Below are 18,124 nucleotides of genomic sequence, written 5' to 3' on the forward strand. Positions count from 1 at the left end.
CGACCGTGGTCCGGCCCCTGCACGGGCCCCGCCGCGGCCCCGTCCCGAGGCTCGCCGCGAGCCGGCGGGTGGCGGGGGCAGGGGGTCCTTCGTCAGGCCGGGACCGAGCCGATGTTCACCAGCCAGCGCAGGCCGTAGCGGTCGGTCACCTGACCGAAGGTGTCGCCCCACACCTGCTTCTCCAGCGGGACGTCGACCGCGCCGCCCTCGGCCAGCCCCTGAACCAGCGGGTCCGCGTGGGCGCGTCGTCCCCGGACAGGGACAGCGACACCCGGTCGGGTCCGGCGGCATCCGGGTCGTGGCCGTCGGAGGCCATCAGCTCCAGTCCGCCCTCGGTGCGCAGGAAGGCGTGCATGACGCCGTCGTCGGGGAACTGGTCCCCGCCGCCGCCGACGTCACCGAAGGTCATCACGTCGAGCTCGCCCCCGAGGACGGAGCGGTAGAACTCCATCGCCTCGCGGGCGTTGCCGGCGAAGTGCAGGTACGGGTTGAGGCGGGCGGCCATGGGGTCTCCTGGGGTGCGGGTGTGGTGTCTCGGCACGGCAGACCGTCCCGGCCCGCAGAAGTCATCGCCCGCGGGCGGGCGGGGCCTCAGCGATCGGCCGTGGCGAGCTTCGCGCCCAGCGCGACGAAGGCTGCGGCGAACGTGCGGCGCAACCAGGTGAGCACCCGGAGGCGGGTCAGCACGTGGGTGCGGACGGCGGCGGCGCCCCATCCGTAGCCGGCGAAGACCACCAGCGTGACCAGCATGAACACGGCGGAGAGCTGGAGCATCTGCCACACCGCACCGAGGCTGTCGCCGACGAACTGGGGGAGGAACGCGACGGAGAAGATCGTCAGCTTCGGGTTGAGGACGTTCACCAGCACGGCCGAGACGACGACCTGCCGGACCGAGCGGGGAGCGGCCGGGTCGGCGTGCACGTCGAAGGCGCTGCGGTCCCGCCAGGTGCGCCAGGCGAGGAACAGCAGGTAGGCCACCCCCAGGTACTTGAGCACCTGGAGGGCCACCGCGCTGGTGTGCAGCAGCGCGGCCAGGCCGGTCACGGCCGCGGCCACGTGCGGGACGATGCCCAGCGTGCGGCCCAGGGCGGCCACCAGGCCGGCGCGTGTGCCGCGGCTGAGGCAGGCGGTCACCGTGTAGAGCACCCCCGTGCCGGGCGTCACCGCGAGCACCAGCGACGTCAGGACGTCTCGATGCCCATCGGGCCCTCCTCGGGCGGGGGGACGCCAGGGACGGCAACGGCCGGCGAGCGGAGCGCTCGCCGGCCGTTGCCGTGCTGCGGGAGACCCTAGGCGGCGGCCTTCGTCTCCCAGAAGATCTTGTCGATCTCGGCGATGTAGTCGAGCAGCTTCTGGCCCTCGGCCGGGTCCATGCTGCCCTTGGCGCCGGAGGCGCCGGCCTGCTTGGTCGCCTTGTTGAACAGCTCGTGCAGCTGCGGGTACTTCTCGAAGTGCGGGGCCTTGAAGTAGTCGGTCCACAGCACCCACAGGTGGTGCTTGACCAGGTCCGCCCGCTGCTCCTTGATCAGGATGGCGCGGGTGCGGAACACCGGGTCCTCGTTGGCCTGGTACTTCTCCTGGAGGGCCTTGACGGACTCCGCCTCGATGCGGGCCTGGGCCGGGTCGTACACGCCGCAGGGGAGGTCGCAGTGAGCGGTGGCCTCCACGGCGGAGAACATGCGGAAACGCATGGGCTGAGCCTCCGGTTCTGTGGGGTCGGTTCGTCTGCGACCCTACTCCCGGTGAGCAGCGGGGACACGTCCGGAGCAGGGCGGACGACGGACGTCGAGCCGCTGGTCACGCCCTGGGTGGTGGCGCGGGTGTCCGGTCCGTCGATGACCCCCACGGTCCGCTCCGGCGACCGACTGCTGGTACGGCGGGTCACCGGAGCGACCACGGTGGGTCACGGCGACGTCGTCCTCGCCCGCTTCCCGGCGCGGCCGGAGCTGCTGGTGGTCAAGCGGGTGCGCCGCGCGGTGCCGGGTGGGCACTGGGTCGAGGGGGACAATCCCCTCGTCACCGACGACAGCCGCGCGTTCGGCCCGGCGGTCGTCGTCGGTCGGGTGGTCGGCCGGCTGTGGCCACGGCCGGGGCGGCTGCCGGGGCGTCCGGCCTAGCGGGCCGTGCGCAGCTGCGCGTAGCGGGCGCGGCACTCCTCGATCGTCGGCAGCAGACCCTGCTCGCGGGCCTCGCCCAGCGTGGGCGCCTGCCGGTCCTTGGCCGACAGCTCGAACTCCACGTCGTCCGGCCACGGCAGGTCGAGCTCCGGGTCCAGCGGCGAGACCCCGAACTCCCGCGACGGGTCGTAGCCGCTGGAGACGAGGTAGGTGACCGAGCTGCCGTCGGCCAGCGACAGGAAGGCGTGCCCGAGGCCCTCGGCGAGGTACACCGCACGGGGCTGCTCGCTGTCGAGGACGACGGCGTCGTGCACGCCGAAGGTGGGGGAGCCCACGCGGACGTCGACGACGACGTCGAGCACTCGGCCGGTCGGGCAGTAGACGTACTTGGCCTGGCCGGGCGGGACGAGGGCGAAGTGGACGCCGCGCAGCACGCCGCGGGCGGAGACGCTGTGGTTGGCCTGGGCCAGCGGCAGGCCGTGGCCGACGGCGTCGGCGAGCACGTCGGCGCGGTACCACTCGGTGAACCGGCCGCGGGCGTCGCCGTGCGGGACGAGGTCGAGGACGTAGGCGTCGCCGACGGCGAGCTGACGGATCTGCACGCCTGGACGGTAGCCAGGTCGGGCCTCGGCACCGCGCAGCCCCGGTCCACCGCGCGCGGACCGTGTCCCCCGTGCGCCGGGACGGGACGGTGCGAGGGGGATTAGGCTCCCGGGTCCATGAGCGCGCAGCAGCACGACGGGACTGCCGACCGCTTCGCCGACGACCCGGCGTTCGCGGTGCACGAGGGCGGCAAGCTCGTCGTCCGCCCCACCCGCTCGATCGACTCCGTCGCCGACCTGGCGCTCACCTACACGCCCGGCGTCGCGCGGGTGTCCAGCGCCATCGCCGCCGAGCCCGCGCTGGCCGACCGGTTCACCTGGGCGCCGCGCGTGGTCGCGGTGGTCTCCGACGGCACCGCCGTCCTGGGTCTGGGCGACATCGGCCCGGCCGCGGCGCTGCCGGTCATGGAGGGCAAGGCCTGCCTGTTCAGCGAGTTCGCCGGCCTCTCGTCGGTGCCGGTCGTGCTGTCCACGTCCGACGTCGACGCGATCGTGGAGACCGTGGCGGCGATCGCGCCGTCCTTCGGCGGCATCAACCTCGAGGACATCAGCGCGCCGCGCTGCTTCGAGATCGAGGACCGGCTGCGCGAGCGGCTGGACATCCCGGTCATGCACGACGACCAGCACGGCACGGCGATCGTCGTCCTGGCCGCGCTGCGCAACGCCGCACGGGTCGTCGGCCGCGAACTGGGCGACCTGCGGGTCGTCGTCTCCGGCGCCGGTGCGGCCGGGGTCGCCTGCACGAAGATCCTGCTGGAGGCGGGCGTCGCCGACATCGCCGTGGCCGACTCCCGGGGCGTGCTGCACACCGGCCGGGAGGACCTCCCGCCGATCAAGCGCTGGCTCGCGGAGAACACCAACCGGGCCGGTTACGCGGGCACGATGGCCGGCGCGCTGCAGGGCGCCGACGTCTACCTGGGCCTGTCCGGCGGTTCGGTGCCCGAGTCGGTGATCGCCTCGATGGCGGAGGACTGCATCGTGTTCTCGCTGGCCAACCCGATCCCCGAGGTGGACCCGGAGATGGCGGCCCGGTACGCGGCCGTCGTCGCCACCGGCCGCAGCGGCGAGCCCAACCAGATCAACAACGTGCTCGCCTTCCCGGGGGTCTTCCGGGGCGCGATCGACGCCGGGGCGACCAGCATCACCGAGGAGATGAAGCTGGCCGCGGCCACCGCGATCGCCGATGTCGTGGGCGACGAGGTGCGGGCGGACTACGTGGTGCCCAGTCCGCTGGACCGCCGGGTGGCCGAGGCCGTGGCCACCGCGGTGGCCGCCTGCGCCCGCGAGCAGGGCGTCACCCGCTGAGGGTGGCCAGCAGCGGGTCGACCGCGGCGCGGACGTCGGTGTTGAGGTAGACGCAGTACAGCGTCACCAGCACGAACGCCGGCACCAGCACGACCTTCTCCAGCGACGCCCCGGTGCGCAGCGGGGTCAGCTTCAGCCGCGAGCGGCGCAGCAGCCACAGCACCGGCACCGGCACGCCCTGCGTCGTGAGCGCGTCCCCGGCGATGTGGGTCAGCACGCCGAGTGCGACCGCCCAGGGCAGCCAGGCCGGGCTGGGGGAGTGCTCGAGCAGCAGCCAGGCGCTCCCCCAGGACAGCACCAGGTTGCCGACGACGGTGTTCTCCGCCCGTCCCGGGATGACGAAGTGCAGCGCTCTGAGCGCCAGCCCGATGGCCAGGCTCAGGAGCAGCAGGCTGGACCAGAACGCGTTCGCGGCGGCCAGCGCCAGCGCGCCGAAGGCCAGCGGGGCCAGGAAGGCGTCGTGGGTGCCCCAGCGGTGCCCCTGCGCCAGCCGTCCGACCGCACCGGAGGGGACGTCGGTGATCGGGCCCCACATGTCCGAGACCGTCGAGCCGTTGTGGTCGAGGTCGGGCAGCATGGCCATCCCGCCGACGGCGGCGATCCAGGCGACCTGGCCGACGGTGCCCCCGACCGGGGCCCACGGCAGCGTCGCGGCACCGGCGGCGAGCCCGGAGAGCGCGTGCGAGTGACCGAGCACCGACACAGCGTGCCGTCGCGGGCCGACGTTCCTAGGCAGGCGCGCCATCACACGGCGATCCTCCGGATCGCACCGCGGGGCCCGCCAGAACGTGCGAGATCGCCGATCTCGTGGCCCCCTGCAGGGCCCCCCGCCGCGAGCTCGCGAGCGGCGGGGGCAGGGGGTCCTCCTACTCGTCGTCCTCCGTGCCGCCGCGGGCCAGCCAGGTGGCCAGCCGCTCGACGGGCACCTCGAAGTCGGGGTGCTGGTCGACGAACGCCTGCATCTGGTCGGCCAGCCAGGCGAGGGTCACCTGCTCCTCGCCCCGCCGGTCGGCCAGCTCCTCCAGACCCCGGTCCGTGAAGTACATCGGTCGGCAGGACTAGTTCGCGTAGGCCTCGGCCACGAGACGCTTCTGCTCGACCTCGTGGACCTTCGCCGAGCCGACGGCCGGGCTGGCCGCGGCCGGCCGGCTGACGCGGCGCAGGCGGCGGCCGGACGGCAGGTGCTCGGGCAGGTTCACGGCCATGAACTGCCAGGCGCCCATGTTCGCCGGCTCCTCCTGCACCCAGACGACGTCCTGCGCGTTCGGGTAGCGCTCCAGCGCCTGCCGGATCTGCTCGGCCGGCAGCGGGTAGAGCTGCTCGACGCGCAGCACCGCGGTGTCGGCGGTGCCGGTGGCCTCCCGCTGCGCCAACAGGTCGTAGGCGACCTTCCCGCTGCACAGCAGGACCCGACGCACGGCGCCGTCGTCCAGCGGCTCGCCACCGACGCCCGGGTCGGCCAGCACCGGCCGGAACGTCTCGTCGGTGAACTCCGAGACCGGGCTGACGGCGGCCTTCGCCCGCAGCAGCGACTTGGGCGTGAAGACGACCATCGGCCGGTGCACGTTCGAGAGCGCCTGACGGCGCAGCAGGTGGAAGTAGTTGCCCGGCGTCGAGCAGTTGACGACGGTCATGTTGTTCTCCGCCGACAGCTGCAGGAACCGCTCGATGCGGCCGCTGGAGTGGTCCGGGCCCTGCCCCTCGAGGCCGTGCGGCAGCAGCAGGGTGACGCCGGAGCGCTGACCCCACTTGGCCTCACCGGAGCTGATGAACTCGTCGATGACCATCTGGGCGCCGTTGACGAAGTCGCCGAACTGCGCCTCCCACAGCACCAGGGCCTTGGGGTTGGCCACCGAGTACCCGTACTCGAAGCCCAGCGCCGCGTACTCCGAGAGCAGCGAGTCGTAGACGAAGAACTTCGCCTGCTCCGGGGACAGGTTCGCCAGCGGCGTGTACTCCACGGCGGACTCCCGGTCGATGAGCACCGAGTGACGTTGGACGAAGGTGCCGCGGCGGGAGTCCTGACCGGCCAGCCGCACCGGGACGCCCTGCATGAGCAGGGACCCGAAGGCCAGCAGCTCGCCCATCGCCCAGTCGATGCCGCCCTCGCTGACCATCGCCGCGCGCCGCTCCAGCATCCGCTGGAGCTTCGGGTGGACCGTGAAGTCCTGCGGCAGCGAGACGTGCGCGTCGCCGATCGCCTTGAGCACCTCGGTGGTGATCGCCGTGGCCACCGGCTGCTCCTGCGCGGGCTGGTCCATGACCGGCTGCGGCTTCGAGGTGTCCTGCGCGTCGTGCGTCTCGGCGAAGGCCCGCTCCAGCTGGTCGCGGTAGTCCTTGAGTGCCTCCTCGGCCTCGGCCAGCGTGATGTCGCCGCGGCCGATGAGGGACTCGGTGTACAGCTTCCGGACCGAGCGCTTGCGGTCGATGATGTCGTACATCAGCGGCTGGGTCATCGACGGGTCGTCGCCCTCGTTGTGGCCGCGCCGGCGGTAGCAGATCATGTCGATGACGACGTCCTTCTTGAACGCCTGCCGGTAGTCGACAGCCAGCCGAGCGACCCGCACGCAGGCCTCGGGGTCGTCACCGTTCACGTGGAAGATCGGCGCGTTGACCATCCGCGCCACGTCGGTCGAGTAGAGGCTCGAGCGGGACTGCGCCGGGCTCGTGGTGAACCCGACCTGGTTGTTGATGACCACGTGCACGGTGCCGCCGGTGCGGTAGCCGCGCAGCTGCGAGAGGTTCAGCGTCTCCGCGACGACGCCCTGGCCGGCGAAGGCGGCGTCGCCGTGCAGCAGGACCGGCAGGACGGTGAAGCCCTGCTCGCCCTTGTCGATCATGTCCTGCTTGGCGCGGACGACGCCCTCGAGGACGGGGTTGACCGTCTCTAGGTGCGAGGGGTTGCTGGCCAGCGAGACGGCGATCTCGGCACCGTCCTTGAACGGGTTCGTGAAGGTGCCCTCGGCGCCGAGGTGGTACTTCACGTCGCCGGAGCCCTGGACGGTGCCCGGGTCGATGTTGCCCTCGAACTCGCCGAAGATCTTGCTGTAGCTCTTGCCGAGGACGTTGGCCAGCACGTTGAGCCGGCCACGGTGGGCCATGCCGATCGCGACCTCGTCGAGGCCGTGCTCGGTGCCCGCGATGAGCACCTCGTCGAGGATCGGGATGACCGACTCCCCGCCCTCGAGGCTGAACCGCTTCTGGCCGACGTACTTCGTCTGCAGGAAGGTCTCGAACGCCTCAGCGGCGTTGAGCCGGCCGAGGATGTGCTTCTGCTTCTCCCGGTCGGGCTGATCGGCCTTGACCTCGACCCGCTTCTGGAGCCACTCGCGCTCCTCGGGGTCGGTGATGTGCATGTACTCCACGCCGACAGTGCGGCAGTAGGAGTTGCGCAGCACGCCCAGGATGTCGCGCAGCGCCATCATCCGCTCGCCGGCGAAGCCGCCGACCGGGAACTGGCGGTCGAGGTCCCACAGCGTCAGGCTGTGCTCGAGGATGTCGAGGTCGGGATGGCTGCGGACCCGGTACTCCAGCGGGTCGGTGTCGGCCATGAGGTGGCCGTTGCGCCGGTAGGCCTCGATGACCTCGATGACCCGGGCTTCCTTGTCGATCTCGCCCTCGTGGCTGACCCGCACGTCTGGCATCCAGCGCACCGGGGCGTACGGGATCCGCAGCGAGCGGAAGACGTCGTCGTAGAAGCCGTCCTCGCCCAGCAGCAACTGGTGCAGGCGGCGGAGGAAGTCGCCCGACTCGGCACCCTGGATGATCCGGTGGTCGTACGTCGAGGTCAGCGTGATGATCTTGGAGATGCCGAGGTCGGTCAGCGCTTCCTGGCTCATCCCCTGGAACTCGGCCGGGTACTCCATGGCGCCGACGCCGATGATCGCGCCCTGGCCGGCGGTCAGCCGCGGCACCGAGTGGTTGGTGCCGATCGTGCCCGGGTTGGTGAGGCTGATCGTGGTGCCGGAGAAGTCCTCGAGGGTCAGCTTGCCCGCGCGGGCGCGGCGGATGACGTCCTCGTAGGCGCCCCAGAACCGGGCGAAGTCCATCTCCTCGGCGGACTTGATGGAGGCGACGACCAGGGAGCGCGAGCCGTCGGGCCGGGGCAGGTCGATGGCCAGGCCGAAGTTGACGTGCTCGGGCTGCACCAGCGTCGGCTTGCCGTCGACCTCGGCGAAGGCGGCGTTCATGTTCGGGAAGTCGTCGAGCGCCCGGACCAGCGCGTAGCCGATCAGGTGGGTGAACGAGACCTTCCCGCCGCGCGAGCGGGCCAGGTGGTTGTTGATGACGATGCGGTTGTCGGCCAGCAGCTTGGCCGGGACCGCGCGCACGCTGGTCGCCGTCGGCACGGTCAGCGAGGCGTTCATGTTCTTGACGACGCTGGCCGCCGCCCCGCGCAGCGGGACGCGCTTCGGACCCTCGCCGGCGGGCTGGTCGGCCTTGGCGGCGGGCTTCGCGGCCGGTGCCGGCTTCGCGGCGGGCGCGGCCTTGGCGGCCGGCTGCTGCTGTGCGGTCCGGTCAGCGGCCCGCTTCACCACGGTGTCCTCGGTCTGCGCCTGGACGCGGGTGGCCCGGGAGGAGCCGTCACCAGTGGTGGGCTGCTCGTCGGGGGCCGGCTGCTGCTGGGCGGCGGGAGCCGGCTGCCGGGTGGTGGGCGCGGCCGTCGGGGCGGACTCGGCCGCCGGGGCGGACTCGGCGGCCGGGGCGGACGACGCGGGCTCGGCGGCCCGTGCGGCCGGCGCCTCCCGGTCGTCGCTCGCGGACACCGGGCTGCCCGGTCGGTAGTCGGCGAAGAACTCGTGCCACGCCTGGTCCACGCTGGACGGATCGGCGAGGTACTGCTGGTACATCTCCTCGACCAGCCACTCGTTGGTGCCGAATCCCGCCACCGCTGAGGAGTTGGGGGTGGAGGACGGCCGGGATGAGCTCACGCTTGACACGGGGTCGAGTGCCTTCTTCGTCGTCGGTGCACGTCTCTGGACCGGGGTTGGAGTCTACGCCCGCACCTGCAGGCAGACCGGGTGTGGAACGGCCGCGTCCTGGTGGCAGTCCTGCAGGGGGCCTCCTTCAGTCCGTGGCGCCGCGTGCCACGAGCAGCTCGGCGAGGGCGTCGTGCGCGGTCGCCCGACCTGCGTCGTCCCGGCGGGTGCGGGCCGCGGCGACCCGGCTGATGTCGAGGGCGCTGGCACCGTCGACGGTGGTGGCGTTGACGTCGGCTCCCGCGTCGAGCAGGACGCCGACCACGTCGGGCGCGTCGCGCCCGGGAGCGCCGGTGACAGCGGCGTGCAGCGGGGAGCGGCCGGTGTCGGGCTCGCGCCGGTCGACGTCGGCCCCGGCGGCCAGCAGCAGGCGGACCAGCTCCGGCCGGGTGCTGGCCGCGGCGGCGTGCAGCGCGCCGCGGTCGGCGTCGGCGCCCCGGTCCAGCAGCGTCCGGGCGCTGCTCGCCGCGCCGCCGGCCGCGGCGAGGGTCAGCAGGTCCACCCCCGTCACCGGGTCGGTGAGCGGGGCGCCGCCGTCCAGCTCGGTGCGCAGCTGCTCGACGTCGTCGAGGTAAGCGGCGCTGGCGGCGTCCACCGGGGCGCCCAGCTCGCGCAGCAGCGGGACCAGGTCGGGCGCGGACTCCAGCGCGGTGTGCAGCGGGTCCCGGCCGTGCTCGGTCCGGGCGCGGAGGTCCGCGCCGGCCTCCACCAGCAGGCGCACGACGTCGGCGCGCCCGTCGGCGACGGCCAGGTGCAGCGGCGTCCAGCCGCTCTGGCCGTCGCGCTCCACCGTGGCGGTCAGCAGGCGGGGGGAGTCCTGGACGGCGGCGCGCACGGCCCCGGCGTCGCCGTCGGCGATCAACCGGGCCAGTCGTGGGGCGGTCATGCGCGTGGTCGTGGGTGTGGTCATGGGGGGATCCCCGTTCCGATCGGGAGCAGCGGCCCCGTCCCGGGCCCCCCCGAGCTCGCGAGGGGTGGGGAGGACGGGGTCCTTTCAGACGACGTCGCGGCGGACGGAGAGCAGGGTTCCCACGAGCGCCGCCACCAGACCGTAGCCGAGCAGCAACAGGCCGCCCTGCCACCGCTCGAGGAGGTCGGGGGCGATGGCCTGCGGGCCGCGGAAGGTGGTGGTCATGGCCTCCAGCGCGCCGCCGGGCAGCCACTTGTAGACCGCCGCCGTGGCGGAGAAGGCCGACAGCAACGGCTCGACGACGTAGAGGTAGACCAGCGCCCCGACGATCGCCCCGACCTGGTTGCGCAGCAGCGCGCCCAGGCCCACGCCGATGACCGCGTACACGACGATCGCCAGCCCGGCGCTGAGCAGCACCTCCGCGTTCTCGCCGGTCAGGGACGGCGCGGCGCCCCGTGCCCCGGCGTAGACGACGACCACCGCGACCGTCACGGCCAGCGCGACGAGGGCGAAGGGGACGGCGGCCAGCGCGTAGGCCACGAGCTTCGCGACCACGACCCGGCCGCGCTTCGGCGTGGTGAGGAAGGTCGGCGTCGCGGTGCGGTGCCGGAACTCCTGGGTCATCCCGATGATGCCGAGTATCAGCGCGAAGACCACGGCGTTGGACGCGACGGCGAGGGCCAGCGCCTCGTAGTCGGGCGAGCCGACCGGGGGCGGGCCACCCTCCTGCCCGGCGAGCCCGGTGAGCAGGGCGGCGAACCCACCGGCCATCACGGCGGCACCGGCCAGCAGCCCGATCCAGACCCGGGTGGAGAACAGCTTGGTCCACTCGGCGCGGACGAGCGCGGTCATCGGGCGGCCCCCTGCATGGTGGTGTCGGTGGCGGCGTACTGCTCCTGGCCGGCGGTGAGGCGGAAGTACAGCTCCTCCAGGCCGCTGGTCTCCGCGCGCAGCTCGTGCAGCTCGACACCGGCCCGGAAGGCGTGCGCTCCCACCGTGGCCGGCGTCGTCCCGGTCACCGTGACCCGGCCGTCCTCGGCGGGACCGACGCTCAGCCCGGCGACGCGGAGGACCTCGGCCAGCCGGCCGGCCTCGGGACTGCGCACCAGCACCGCCCCGCTGCCCTGCGTGCCGGAGCGCAGCTCGGCGATCGAGCCCTCGCGGACCAGCCGCCCGGCGCCCACGATCACCACGCGGTCGGCGGTCTGCTCCATCTCGGCCAGCAGGTGGCTGGAGACCAGCACGGTGCGCCCCTCGGTGTGCGCGAGGTGGCGCAGGAAGCCGCGCAGCCACTGGATGCCCTCGGGGTCCAGCCCGTTGGCCGGCTCGTCGAGCACCAGCACCGCCGGGTCGCCCAGCAGTGCGGTGGCCAGCGCCAGCCGCTGCCGCATCCCCAGCGAGTAGCCGCCCGCGCGGCGCCTGCCGGCGTCGGCCAGGCCGACCTGGGCGAGCACCTCGTCGGCGCGCGAGACCGGCAGCCCGGCTGCCCGGCAGTAGACCCGCAGGTGGTTGCGCCCGGACCGTGCGGGGTGGAACGCGGTCTCCAGCACCGCGCCGACCGTGCGCACGGGCGAGGGGAGGTCGGCGTAGGCGACGCCGTCGAAGGTCGCCGTCCCCGCGTCCGGCCGCTCGAGACCGAGGGCCATGCGCAGCGTGGTGGTCTTGCCCGCGCCGTTGGGGCCGAGGAAGCCCGTGATGGACCCCGGCTCGACGGTGAAGCTGAGGTCGTCGACGGCGCGGACGGCGCCGAAGCTCTTGCTGAGGCCGCGGACCTCGACCCGCACGGGGTCGCGGTGGTGGCTGCTGCCGGGGTGGATGGCGCTCTCCTCGCGTCGGCCGGGCGACAGCTCCATCCAAGCGCACGCGGTGGCCGAAACGGCACCCCGTGGTCCGCCCCGCGCGTGTCCCGGCGTGACCCCGGGCACACCCCCTGACCGGCGCATTCGGTAGGTTGGCCGGTCGGGCGGGTGAGCCGGTTCCCCGGCACGCCGGAGCGCCGCCGCCGGAGGCGCCCGGGAACGCCAGCGAGGAGGGTCCGTGAGCGCCTACCGCACGGTGGTCGTCGGGACCGACGGGTCGGAGTCCTCCCTGCGGGCGGTGCGCCGTGCCGGGGCTCTCGCCGGGGCCTGCGGCGCGCGGCTGGTGATCGTGTGCGCCTACCTGCCGTCGCGGGCGGACGGGCGCCAGGCGCGCCGCACTCAGGACGCTCCGGGTGAGGGCCCGGACCAGGTGGTCGGGTCCGCGCCGGCGGACGACACCGTGCAGCGCGCCGCGGAGGAGGCCGTCGGGGCCGGCGCGGGGGAGGTCGAGCAGATGGCCGTCGTCGGCTCGCCGGTGGAGACCCTGCTCGAGGTCGTCGGCCGCGCCCAGGCCGACCTGCTCGTCGTCGGCAACCGCGGGCTCGACAGCCTCAAGGGCCGGCTGATCGGGTCGGTGCCGGCCGACGTGACCCGCCGCTCGTCGGTGGACGTCCTGGTCGTCCACACCACGGGCTGACGGCCCTGCCGGACACCCCTCGGGACCCAGACGTGGGAGCGGACGCCGGCGACGCCCACGAGGCGCTGCTGCGCCTGCTCCTCGACGGTCCGCGCCGGTACACCCGGCTGCAGATCGCCGCGATGGCCGGCCTGCCGCCCGCGAGCACCCGGCGGCTGTGGCGGGCGCTCGGCTTCCCCGACGTCGCCGACGACGACCCGGTCTTCACCGACGCCGACGTCCGGGCACTGGAGCTGCTCAGCACGCTCATCGACTCCGGCTTCGTCGAGCCGGGGACCGAGGCCTCGATCGCCCGCGCGATGGGGCAGTCGCTGTCCCGGCTGGCCGACTGGCAGACCGACCTGCTCGCCGACGCCCTGTCCCGCAGCGGCGCCGACACCGGGCGGCGCGCCGTCCCGCCGGAGGAGGTGGTGGCCGCCGCCCGCAGCCTCCTGCCGCTGCTGCGGGAGGTGCAGGACTACGTGTGGCGGCGGCACCTGGTCGCCAACGCCGACCGGCTGCTCACCCCGACGGCCGCCGTCGACCGGCGGGAGCTCGCCGTCGGCTTCGCCGACCTGGTCGGCTACACCAGCCGCAGCCGGGGGATGGGCGGGCGGGAGCTCGGCGCGATGGTCGAGAACTTCGAGAGCACCGCCACCGAGGTCATCGCCCGCCACCACGGCCGGGTGGTCAAGACCGTGGGGGACGGCGTCCTCTACACCGCCGTCTCGGCGATCGACGCCGTGGAGATCGGGCTGGAGCTGCCCGAGGCCTGGCAGACCGAGGACCGCCCACCGCTGCGGGTCGGCGCCGCGTACGGCACCGTGCTCACGCACCTCGGCGACGTGTACTCGCCGGTGGTGAACCTGGCCAGCCGGCTCACCTCGCTCGGCCGGCCCGGCACGCTGCTGGTCGACCGGGACCTCGCCCGGCAGCTGCGCGGGCTGCCCCGCTACCGGGTGCGGCCGCTGCGCCGGGTGTCGGTGCGCGGCTACGACGACCTGCAGCCCTGGCGGGTGCAGCGCCGCCCGCCGGGGGAGGCCGACCTCGCGCTGGAGACCATGCTCGACGAGATGGCCGACGAGGTCCTGGAGGAGGACGTCGACGAGTGAAGGACCCCCTGCCCCCGGGCCCCGTCCAGAGGCTCGCCGTGAGCTTGCGAACGGTGGGGAGGACGTGGTCCTCATACCGTTCGCGTCGTCCCGGCCCGGCTTGGCACCCTGGTGTCCCGTGAGTGCCACGCTCGTCGCCCGGGGCCTGGCCGCCGGCCACGGTGCCCGCGTCCTGTTCTCCGACCTCCACCTCGTCGTCGCCCCCGGCGACGTCGTCGGGCTGGTCGGGGTCAACGGCGCGGGCAAGTCCACCCTGCTGCGCACGCTCGCCGGTGAGCTGCCACCCGAGTCGGGCAGCGTCACCATCAGCCCACCCACGGCGACCCTCGGCTACCTGCCGCAGGAGCACGAGCGCCGGCCGGGGGAGACGGTGCGCCAGGCGCTGGCCCGCCGGACCGGGGTCGCCGCCGCGCAGGCCGCTCTCGACGCCGCCACCGACGCGCTCACCGAGGGCGCGGACGGCGCCGGCGACGCCTACGCCGAGGCGCTCGAGCGCTGGCTGGCCCTCGGCGGGGCCGACCTCGACGAGCGCGCGGCGCAGGTCGTCGGCGAGGTGGCGCCCGGGGTGTCCCTCGACGCGGGGACGACCGGGCTCTCCGGGGGCCAGGCCGCGCGGGTCGGGCTGGCCGGCCTGCTGCTCTCGCGCTACGACGTGCTGCTGCTCGACGAGCCGACCAACGACCTGGACCTGGCCGGCCTGGAGCAGCTGGAGCGCTTCGTCACCGGGGCGCGCAGCGGCATCGTCGTCGTCAGCCACGACCGTGAGTTCCTCGCCCGCACGGTCACCCGCGTGGTGGAGCTGGACCTCGCCCAGCAGCTGGTGCGGGTGCACGACGGCGGCTACGAGGCCTACCTGGTCGAGCGGGAGGTGGCCCGGCGGCACGCGCGCGAGGAGTACGAGGAGTACGCCGAGACGAGGGCCGGGCTCGAGGCGCGCGCCCGCATGCAGCGCAATTGGCTGGCCAAGGGCGTGCGGGACGCGGTCAAGAAGCAGAAGGACCCGGACAAGTTCATCAAGGCCCACAACCGGGCGACGGCGGAGAAGCAGGGGGCCAAGGCCAAGCAGACCGAGCGGCTGATCGAGCGGCTGGACGTGGTCGAGGAGCCGCGCAAGGAGTGGGAGCTGCGGATGGAGATCGCCGCCGCGCCGCGTGCCGGAGCGGTCGTCGCCACGCTGTCCGGTGCGGTCGTGCGCCGCGGGGACTTCACCCTCGGTCCGGTCGACCTGCAGGTGGACTGGGGCGACCGGGTGGTCATCACCGGCCCCAACGGCAGCGGCAAGTCCACGTTGCTGGCCGCCCTGCTGGGCCGGGTGCCGCTGGACGAGGGCCGCGGCGGGCTGGGCCCGTCGGTGCGGATCGGCGAGATCGACCAGGCCCGCGGCGCGTTCCTCGGCGCCGAGCCGCTGCTGGAGGCCTTCGCCGCGGAGGTGCCCGACCGGCCCACCGCCGAGGTGCGCACCCTCCTGGCCAAGTTCGGGTTGACCGCCGAGCACGTGCTGCGTCCGGCCGACACCCTCTCGCCGGGGGAGCGGACCCGGGCCGGACTGGCGCTGCTGCAGGCCCGTGGGGTGAACGTGCTGGTCCTCGACGAGCCGACCAACCACCTCGACCTGGCGGCCATCGAGCAGCTCGAGCAGGCGCTGGCCGGCTACCGCGGCACGCTGCTGCTGGTCACCCACGACCGCCGGATGCTGGCTGCCGTCGACACCCCGCGCCGGATCGCCGTCGAGGACGGCCGGGTCACCGAGTAGTGGAAGGACCCCGTCCTCCTCACGCCTCGCACGCTCGGCGCGAGCCTCGGGACGGGGCCGGGGACGGGGTCTCCAGGACGGCGGCGACCGCGTACTCGGCCGTCGTCGCCAGCTCCTGCGGCGTCGCGCCGGCGGAGGACAGGGCGGGCAGCAGGTGCACCTCCACGACAGTGCCGGGGGAGGCGGCCAGCCAGCGCATCGCCGCCACCGTCGAGCGTCCGCCAGGGGGCGGGGACGCCGCGCCGCGCCAGCGGACGGCGACCGGGCACACCGCGGCACCGGTGTCCACCGCGGCGGCCAGCAGGGCGGGGGAGAAGCGGCCCAGACCCGGGCCACTCCGCACGCCCTCCTCGGGGCGGACGCTGACCGACGTCCCCAGGCGCAGGGAGGTGGCGATCCGCGCGGAGACCGCGGGGCCCGCCGGCACCGGCACCCCCGCGAGCCGGTCGGGGACCCCGGCGACCGCGGCGCCGGGGACGACGGTGAGCAGTGCCAGCGGGTCCAGGGCGGTGGCCGTGTTCGACACCAGCAGCAGCCCGGTGCCCGTGCGCGGCCAGGCCGTGGCCGGCACGTGGACCTCGACGCGCACGCCCAGGCCGGTCAGCACGCGGGCGGCCCCGCAGACGCTGCGGCGCCGGCTGCTGCCCACGGGCGGACGGAGGCGGCCCGCGGCGACGGTGGCGCCGACGCGCAGCCAGTTCGACGAGGTCGGTGCGGTCACGGTGCCTCCCGGGACGCGCGGCGGACCCGGGTGGCCCGCTCGCAGCGCGAGCGTCGCGGGCGCAGGTGTCGGGTCGGCAACGCCCGGGAGACCCCGACGGGACGATCGCGGGACGATCGGTCGCCGGCTCCTCAGGGGGTGTCGAGCGCCTCCGTGAGGCCGACCGCGTCCATGCCGGCCCAGGTCTCGCCGACGTGGTGGGCCAGCACCATGAGGTCGCGCAGGTTCCCGTCCCGGTCGCGGATGTGGTCCACCAGCAGTGCCTCCCCGGTGAAGCCCAGACCGGTGAACAGCGCCAGCGCCGGCCCCTGGTCGGCGACCACCTCGACGACGAGCTTGGTCAGCCCGGCCTCGAGGGCGTGCACCACGGCGTGCCGGGCCAGCTCCCGTCCCAGCCCCGAGCCGCGGCGGTCGGGCGAGACCACCAGCCGGACCTCACCGACGTGGTCGGACCAACCGGGCAGCCGGAGGACGGCCACGTAGCCGAACACCCGGCCGCCGTCGTCCACCGCCACCCAGCGGTCGACCCCCGGCGAGCCGGCCGTCCAGCCGCGCACGACCTCGGGGTCGGTGACGTCCTCGCGGATGAAGGTGCGGTCGCCCTCGGGCAGGTCGGCGAAGAAGCGCACCAGGGCCTCGCAGTGCGCCTCCGTCAGCGGGGTCACGGTGGTCACCGGGCGACCTCCTCGGAGTGCAGCGGCTCACTGCGTCGTCGGAGGAAGTCGATGATCGTCGGCACCGTCGTCCGGGCCGCCGTCCGGCCCACGACCAGGCCCATGTGCCCGGCCGGCAGCCGCAGCTCGTGCTTGTCCGGGGAGCCGACCAGGTCGATCAGCGGCGCGCACGCCTCGGGCGGGACAATGTGGTCGCGATCGGCCCGGACGGTCAGGAACGGCACCCGGATGTCGGACAGGTGCACGCGGTCACCGCCCACCGCCAGCCGGTCGGTGACCATGCCGTTGTCGCGCACCAGCATCCGCACCGTCTCCTCCGCGGCCGCCCCGGGGAAGGGCACGTGGTCGTCCGACCAGCCGGTCATGGCCTGGTAGCCGGCCACGTACTCGTCGTTCCAGAGGCGCTCCCACAGCGTCACGTAGCGGGTCACCTCCGCGGTGGGGGTCAGCGTCTTGAATCCCTGCAGGACGACGCGGGGCGGCACGTTGCCGTCGGCGTCCAGCACGTCGGACACCTCCAGGCCGCCGACCCGGAACAGGTCGGCCAGCGGGCCCATGTGCCGGAAGTCCACCGGGGTGGCCAGCACGGTGAGGCTGCGGACCGGCGCGTCCGGGTGGTGGGCGGCGTAGAGGAGGGCGAGGTCGCCGCCGAAGCAGTAGCCGAACAGGGTGACCTCGTCGGCCCCGGAGACCTCCAGCACCCGCTGGACGCCGGCGGGGATGTAGTCGTCGACGTAGTCCTCGAGGGTGTTGGCGGCGTCCCGCTCGTCCGGCTCGCCCCAGTCGAGCAGGTAGACGTCGAAGCCCGCGTGGAGCAACTGCTCGACGAAGCTGTTGCCCGGCGCCAGGTCGAGGATGTAGCTACGGCTGACCAGGCTGAACACGATGAGCAGCGGCGGCGAGTACCGGACCCCGCCGTGGGTGTCGGGGTCGTTGCGGTAGTGCCACAGCTGGGTCCGGCCGCGCTGCCAGACGACGTCCTTGGGCGTCTGCCCGACGTCGGGCCGGGCGACGCCGCTGACCAGGCGCAGACCGTTACGGGCGCGCAGGGCGTTGCGCTCGACGTCGCGCCGGACGCGGTCGAGCACCGTCTGCGGGCTGGGCACTGTCGGCATCGGACTCCTCGGGGGTGCCGCGGCGCTCGGTCTCCCGTCGCGCCGCCTCGAGCTGCAGGGTCAGCCGGCGGACCTCGCGGTCGAGGGCGCCGACCTGGGCGCGCAGCCGGCTGACGTCGGTCCCGGCCGGCAGGTCGAGCAGGTGCCAGAAGCGGGTCGTGGCCCCGCGTGCTGTGCCGCGGGCCAGGGTGACCGCACGGCGGGTCAGGGCGGCACCGACGGCGAAGGCCTCGCTGCGGACGACCTCCTCCGCCCGGGGGGTCACGCGGCGCTCGACGGCGTCGAAGGCCTGCCGCCACCGCGGCGGCTCGCTCACGTGTCCTCCTCGCCGGCGCTCGCCGGTCGCACGACCGTGGGTGAG

19 protein-coding genes are annotated in these 18,124 nt (G+C 74.2%); 5 read left to right on the forward strand and 14 right to left on the reverse strand.

Annotated elements, in window-relative coordinates; all coding sequences use genetic code 11:
- Positions 1-145: 145 nt before the first annotated feature.
- From ACWIX7_RS18025 to sodN, 3 genes are all read right to left on the reverse strand, one after another.
- Positions 146-505, reverse strand: a complete 360-nt coding sequence (locus tag ACWIX7_RS18025; RefSeq protein WP_448617796.1) for a VOC family protein — start codon at positions 503-505, stop codon at positions 146-148.
- Positions 506-591: 86 nt separating this feature from the next.
- On the reverse strand, positions 592-1,164 hold the full coding sequence (locus tag ACWIX7_RS18030) for a LysE family translocator (RefSeq protein ID WP_448617797.1): 573 nt from the start codon (positions 1,162-1,164) through the stop codon (positions 592-594).
- Positions 1,165-1,289: 125 nt separating this feature from the next.
- Positions 1,290-1,691 carry a superoxide dismutase, Ni gene (gene sodN / locus ACWIX7_RS18035; protein WP_091212760.1) on the reverse strand — a complete coding sequence of 134 codons (402 nt, stop codon included), beginning with the start codon at positions 1,689-1,691 and terminating at the stop codon, positions 1,290-1,292.
- Between the two features lie 51 nt (positions 1,692-1,742).
- On the opposite strand from sodN, the gene ACWIX7_RS18040 reads away from it, so the two are divergent.
- Complete coding sequence (locus ACWIX7_RS18040; RefSeq protein WP_448617798.1) at positions 1,743-2,117, forward strand: S26 family signal peptidase; 375 nt, start codon at positions 1,743-1,745, stop codon at positions 2,115-2,117.
- Here the strand turns inward: ACWIX7_RS18040 and ACWIX7_RS18045 are convergent.
- On the reverse strand, positions 2,114-2,719 hold the full coding sequence (locus ACWIX7_RS18045; RefSeq protein WP_448617799.1) for a dTDP-4-dehydrorhamnose 3,5-epimerase family protein: 606 nt from the start codon (positions 2,717-2,719) through the stop codon (positions 2,114-2,116). The genes ACWIX7_RS18040 and ACWIX7_RS18045 overlap by 4 nt on opposite strands.
- Positions 2,720-2,836: 117 nt before the next feature.
- Here ACWIX7_RS18045 and ACWIX7_RS18050 point away from each other — a divergent pair, with 117 nt between their 5' ends.
- Positions 2,837-4,024: an NAD(P)-dependent malic enzyme gene (locus ACWIX7_RS18050; RefSeq protein ID WP_448617800.1), complete on the forward strand. Its 1,188-nt coding sequence runs from the start codon at positions 2,837-2,839 to the stop codon at positions 4,022-4,024.
- Here the strand turns inward: ACWIX7_RS18050 and ACWIX7_RS18055 are convergent.
- The 6 genes from ACWIX7_RS18055 to ACWIX7_RS18080 all read right to left on the reverse strand — a co-directional run bounded on the left by ACWIX7_RS18055 (position 4,014) and on the right by ACWIX7_RS18080 (position 11,766).
- On the reverse strand, positions 4,014-4,721 hold the full coding sequence (locus ACWIX7_RS18055; protein WP_448617801.1) for a metal-dependent hydrolase: 708 nt from the start codon (positions 4,719-4,721) through the stop codon (positions 4,014-4,016). The genes ACWIX7_RS18050 and ACWIX7_RS18055 overlap by 11 nt on opposite strands.
- 169 nt (positions 4,722-4,890) lie before the next feature.
- Positions 4,891-5,070 carry a DUF6104 family protein gene (locus ACWIX7_RS18060; protein WP_448617802.1) on the reverse strand — a complete coding sequence of 60 codons (180 nt, stop codon included), beginning with the start codon at positions 5,068-5,070 and terminating at the stop codon, positions 4,891-4,893.
- 12 nt (positions 5,071-5,082) lie between these two features.
- Entirely contained in the window at positions 5,083-8,955 is a 3,873-nt protein-coding gene (locus ACWIX7_RS18065) for a multifunctional oxoglutarate decarboxylase/oxoglutarate dehydrogenase thiamine pyrophosphate-binding subunit/dihydrolipoyllysine-residue succinyltransferase subunit (RefSeq protein ID WP_448617803.1), read from the reverse strand.
- A gap of 136 nt (positions 8,956-9,091) precedes the next feature.
- On the reverse strand, positions 9,092-9,913 hold the full coding sequence (locus ACWIX7_RS18070) for an ankyrin repeat domain-containing protein (protein ID WP_448617804.1): 822 nt from the start codon (positions 9,911-9,913) through the stop codon (positions 9,092-9,094).
- Positions 9,914-9,997: 84 nt separating this feature from the next.
- On the reverse strand, positions 9,998-10,765 hold the full coding sequence (locus ACWIX7_RS18075) for an ABC transporter permease (protein ID WP_448617805.1): 768 nt from the start codon (positions 10,763-10,765) through the stop codon (positions 9,998-10,000).
- Positions 10,762-11,766, reverse strand: coding sequence for an ABC transporter ATP-binding protein (locus ACWIX7_RS18080; RefSeq protein ID WP_448617806.1), 1,005 nt, complete (start codon positions 11,764-11,766; stop codon positions 10,762-10,764). The genes ACWIX7_RS18075 and ACWIX7_RS18080 overlap by 4 nt, the downstream gene beginning before the upstream one ends.
- A gap of 184 nt (positions 11,767-11,950) precedes the next feature.
- Here ACWIX7_RS18080 and ACWIX7_RS18085 point away from each other — a divergent pair, with 184 nt between their 5' ends.
- The 3 genes from ACWIX7_RS18085 (at position 11,951) to ACWIX7_RS18095 (ending at position 15,253) form a co-directional block, all read left to right on the forward strand.
- Positions 11,951-12,409, forward strand: coding sequence for a universal stress protein (locus tag ACWIX7_RS18085; RefSeq protein ID WP_448617807.1), 459 nt, complete (start codon positions 11,951-11,953; stop codon positions 12,407-12,409).
- A gap of 32 nt (positions 12,410-12,441) precedes the next feature.
- Positions 12,442-13,500: an adenylate/guanylate cyclase domain-containing protein gene (locus ACWIX7_RS18090; RefSeq protein ID WP_448617808.1), complete on the forward strand. Its 1,059-nt coding sequence runs from the start codon at positions 12,442-12,444 to the stop codon at positions 13,498-13,500.
- A gap of 118 nt (positions 13,501-13,618) precedes the next feature.
- Positions 13,619-15,253 (forward strand): ABC-F family ATP-binding cassette domain-containing protein, encoded by a 1,635-nt coding sequence (locus ACWIX7_RS18095; protein WP_448617809.1) that lies wholly within the window; start codon positions 13,619-13,621, stop codon positions 15,251-15,253.
- A gap of 19 nt (positions 15,254-15,272) precedes the next feature.
- Here ACWIX7_RS18095 and ACWIX7_RS18100 read toward each other — a convergent pair whose 3' ends face one another.
- The 4 genes from ACWIX7_RS18100 to ACWIX7_RS18115 all read right to left on the reverse strand — a co-directional run bounded on the left by ACWIX7_RS18100 (position 15,273) and on the right by ACWIX7_RS18115 (position 18,079).
- On the reverse strand, positions 15,273-15,974 hold the full coding sequence (locus tag ACWIX7_RS18100; RefSeq protein WP_448617810.1) for a hypothetical protein: 702 nt from the start codon (positions 15,972-15,974) through the stop codon (positions 15,273-15,275).
- Between the two features lie 131 nt (positions 15,975-16,105).
- Positions 16,106-16,648 (reverse strand): N-acetyltransferase family protein, encoded by a 543-nt coding sequence (locus ACWIX7_RS18105; RefSeq protein WP_448617811.1) that lies wholly within the window; start codon positions 16,646-16,648, stop codon positions 16,106-16,108.
- Complete coding sequence (locus tag ACWIX7_RS18110; RefSeq protein ID WP_448617812.1) at positions 16,645-17,763, reverse strand: alpha/beta fold hydrolase; 1,119 nt, start codon at positions 17,761-17,763, stop codon at positions 16,645-16,647. The genes ACWIX7_RS18105 and ACWIX7_RS18110 overlap by 4 nt, the downstream gene beginning before the upstream one ends.
- Positions 17,684-18,079, reverse strand: coding sequence for a hypothetical protein (locus ACWIX7_RS18115; RefSeq protein WP_448617813.1), 396 nt, complete (start codon positions 18,077-18,079; stop codon positions 17,684-17,686). The genes ACWIX7_RS18110 and ACWIX7_RS18115 overlap by 80 nt, the downstream gene beginning before the upstream one ends.
- Positions 18,080-18,124 lie beyond the last annotated feature (45 nt).

The sequence above is a fragment of the Geodermatophilus sp. URMC 65 genome, assembly GCF_053502545.1.

Bases quoted from the DNA above. Each gene is read 5' to 3' on its own strand.
- ACWIX7_RS18025 (WP_448617796.1), bottom strand. From the start codon at position 505: ATGGCCGCCCGCCTCAACCCGTACCTGCACTTCGCCGGCAACGCCCGC.
- sodN (WP_091212760.1), bottom strand. From the start codon at position 1,691: ATGCGTTTCCGCATGTTCTCCGCCGTGGAGGCCACCGCTCACTGCGAC.
- ACWIX7_RS18050 (WP_448617800.1), top strand. From the start codon at position 2,837: ATGAGCGCGCAGCAGCACGACGGGACTGCCGACCGCTTCGCCGACGAC.
- ACWIX7_RS18060 (WP_448617802.1), bottom strand. From the start codon at position 5,070: ATGTACTTCACGGACCGGGGTCTGGAGGAGCTGGCCGACCGGCGGGGC.
- ACWIX7_RS18070 (WP_448617804.1), bottom strand. From the start codon at position 9,913: ATGACCACACCCACGACCACGCGCATGACCGCCCCACGACTGGCCCGG.
- ACWIX7_RS18075 (WP_448617805.1), bottom strand. From the start codon at position 10,765: ATGACCGCGCTCGTCCGCGCCGAGTGGACCAAGCTGTTCTCCACCCGG.
- ACWIX7_RS18080 (WP_448617806.1), bottom strand. From the start codon at position 11,766: ATGGAGCTGTCGCCCGGCCGACGCGAGGAGAGCGCCATCCACCCCGGC.
- ACWIX7_RS18110 (WP_448617812.1), bottom strand. From the start codon at position 17,763: ATGCCGACAGTGCCCAGCCCGCAGACGGTGCTCGACCGCGTCCGGCGC.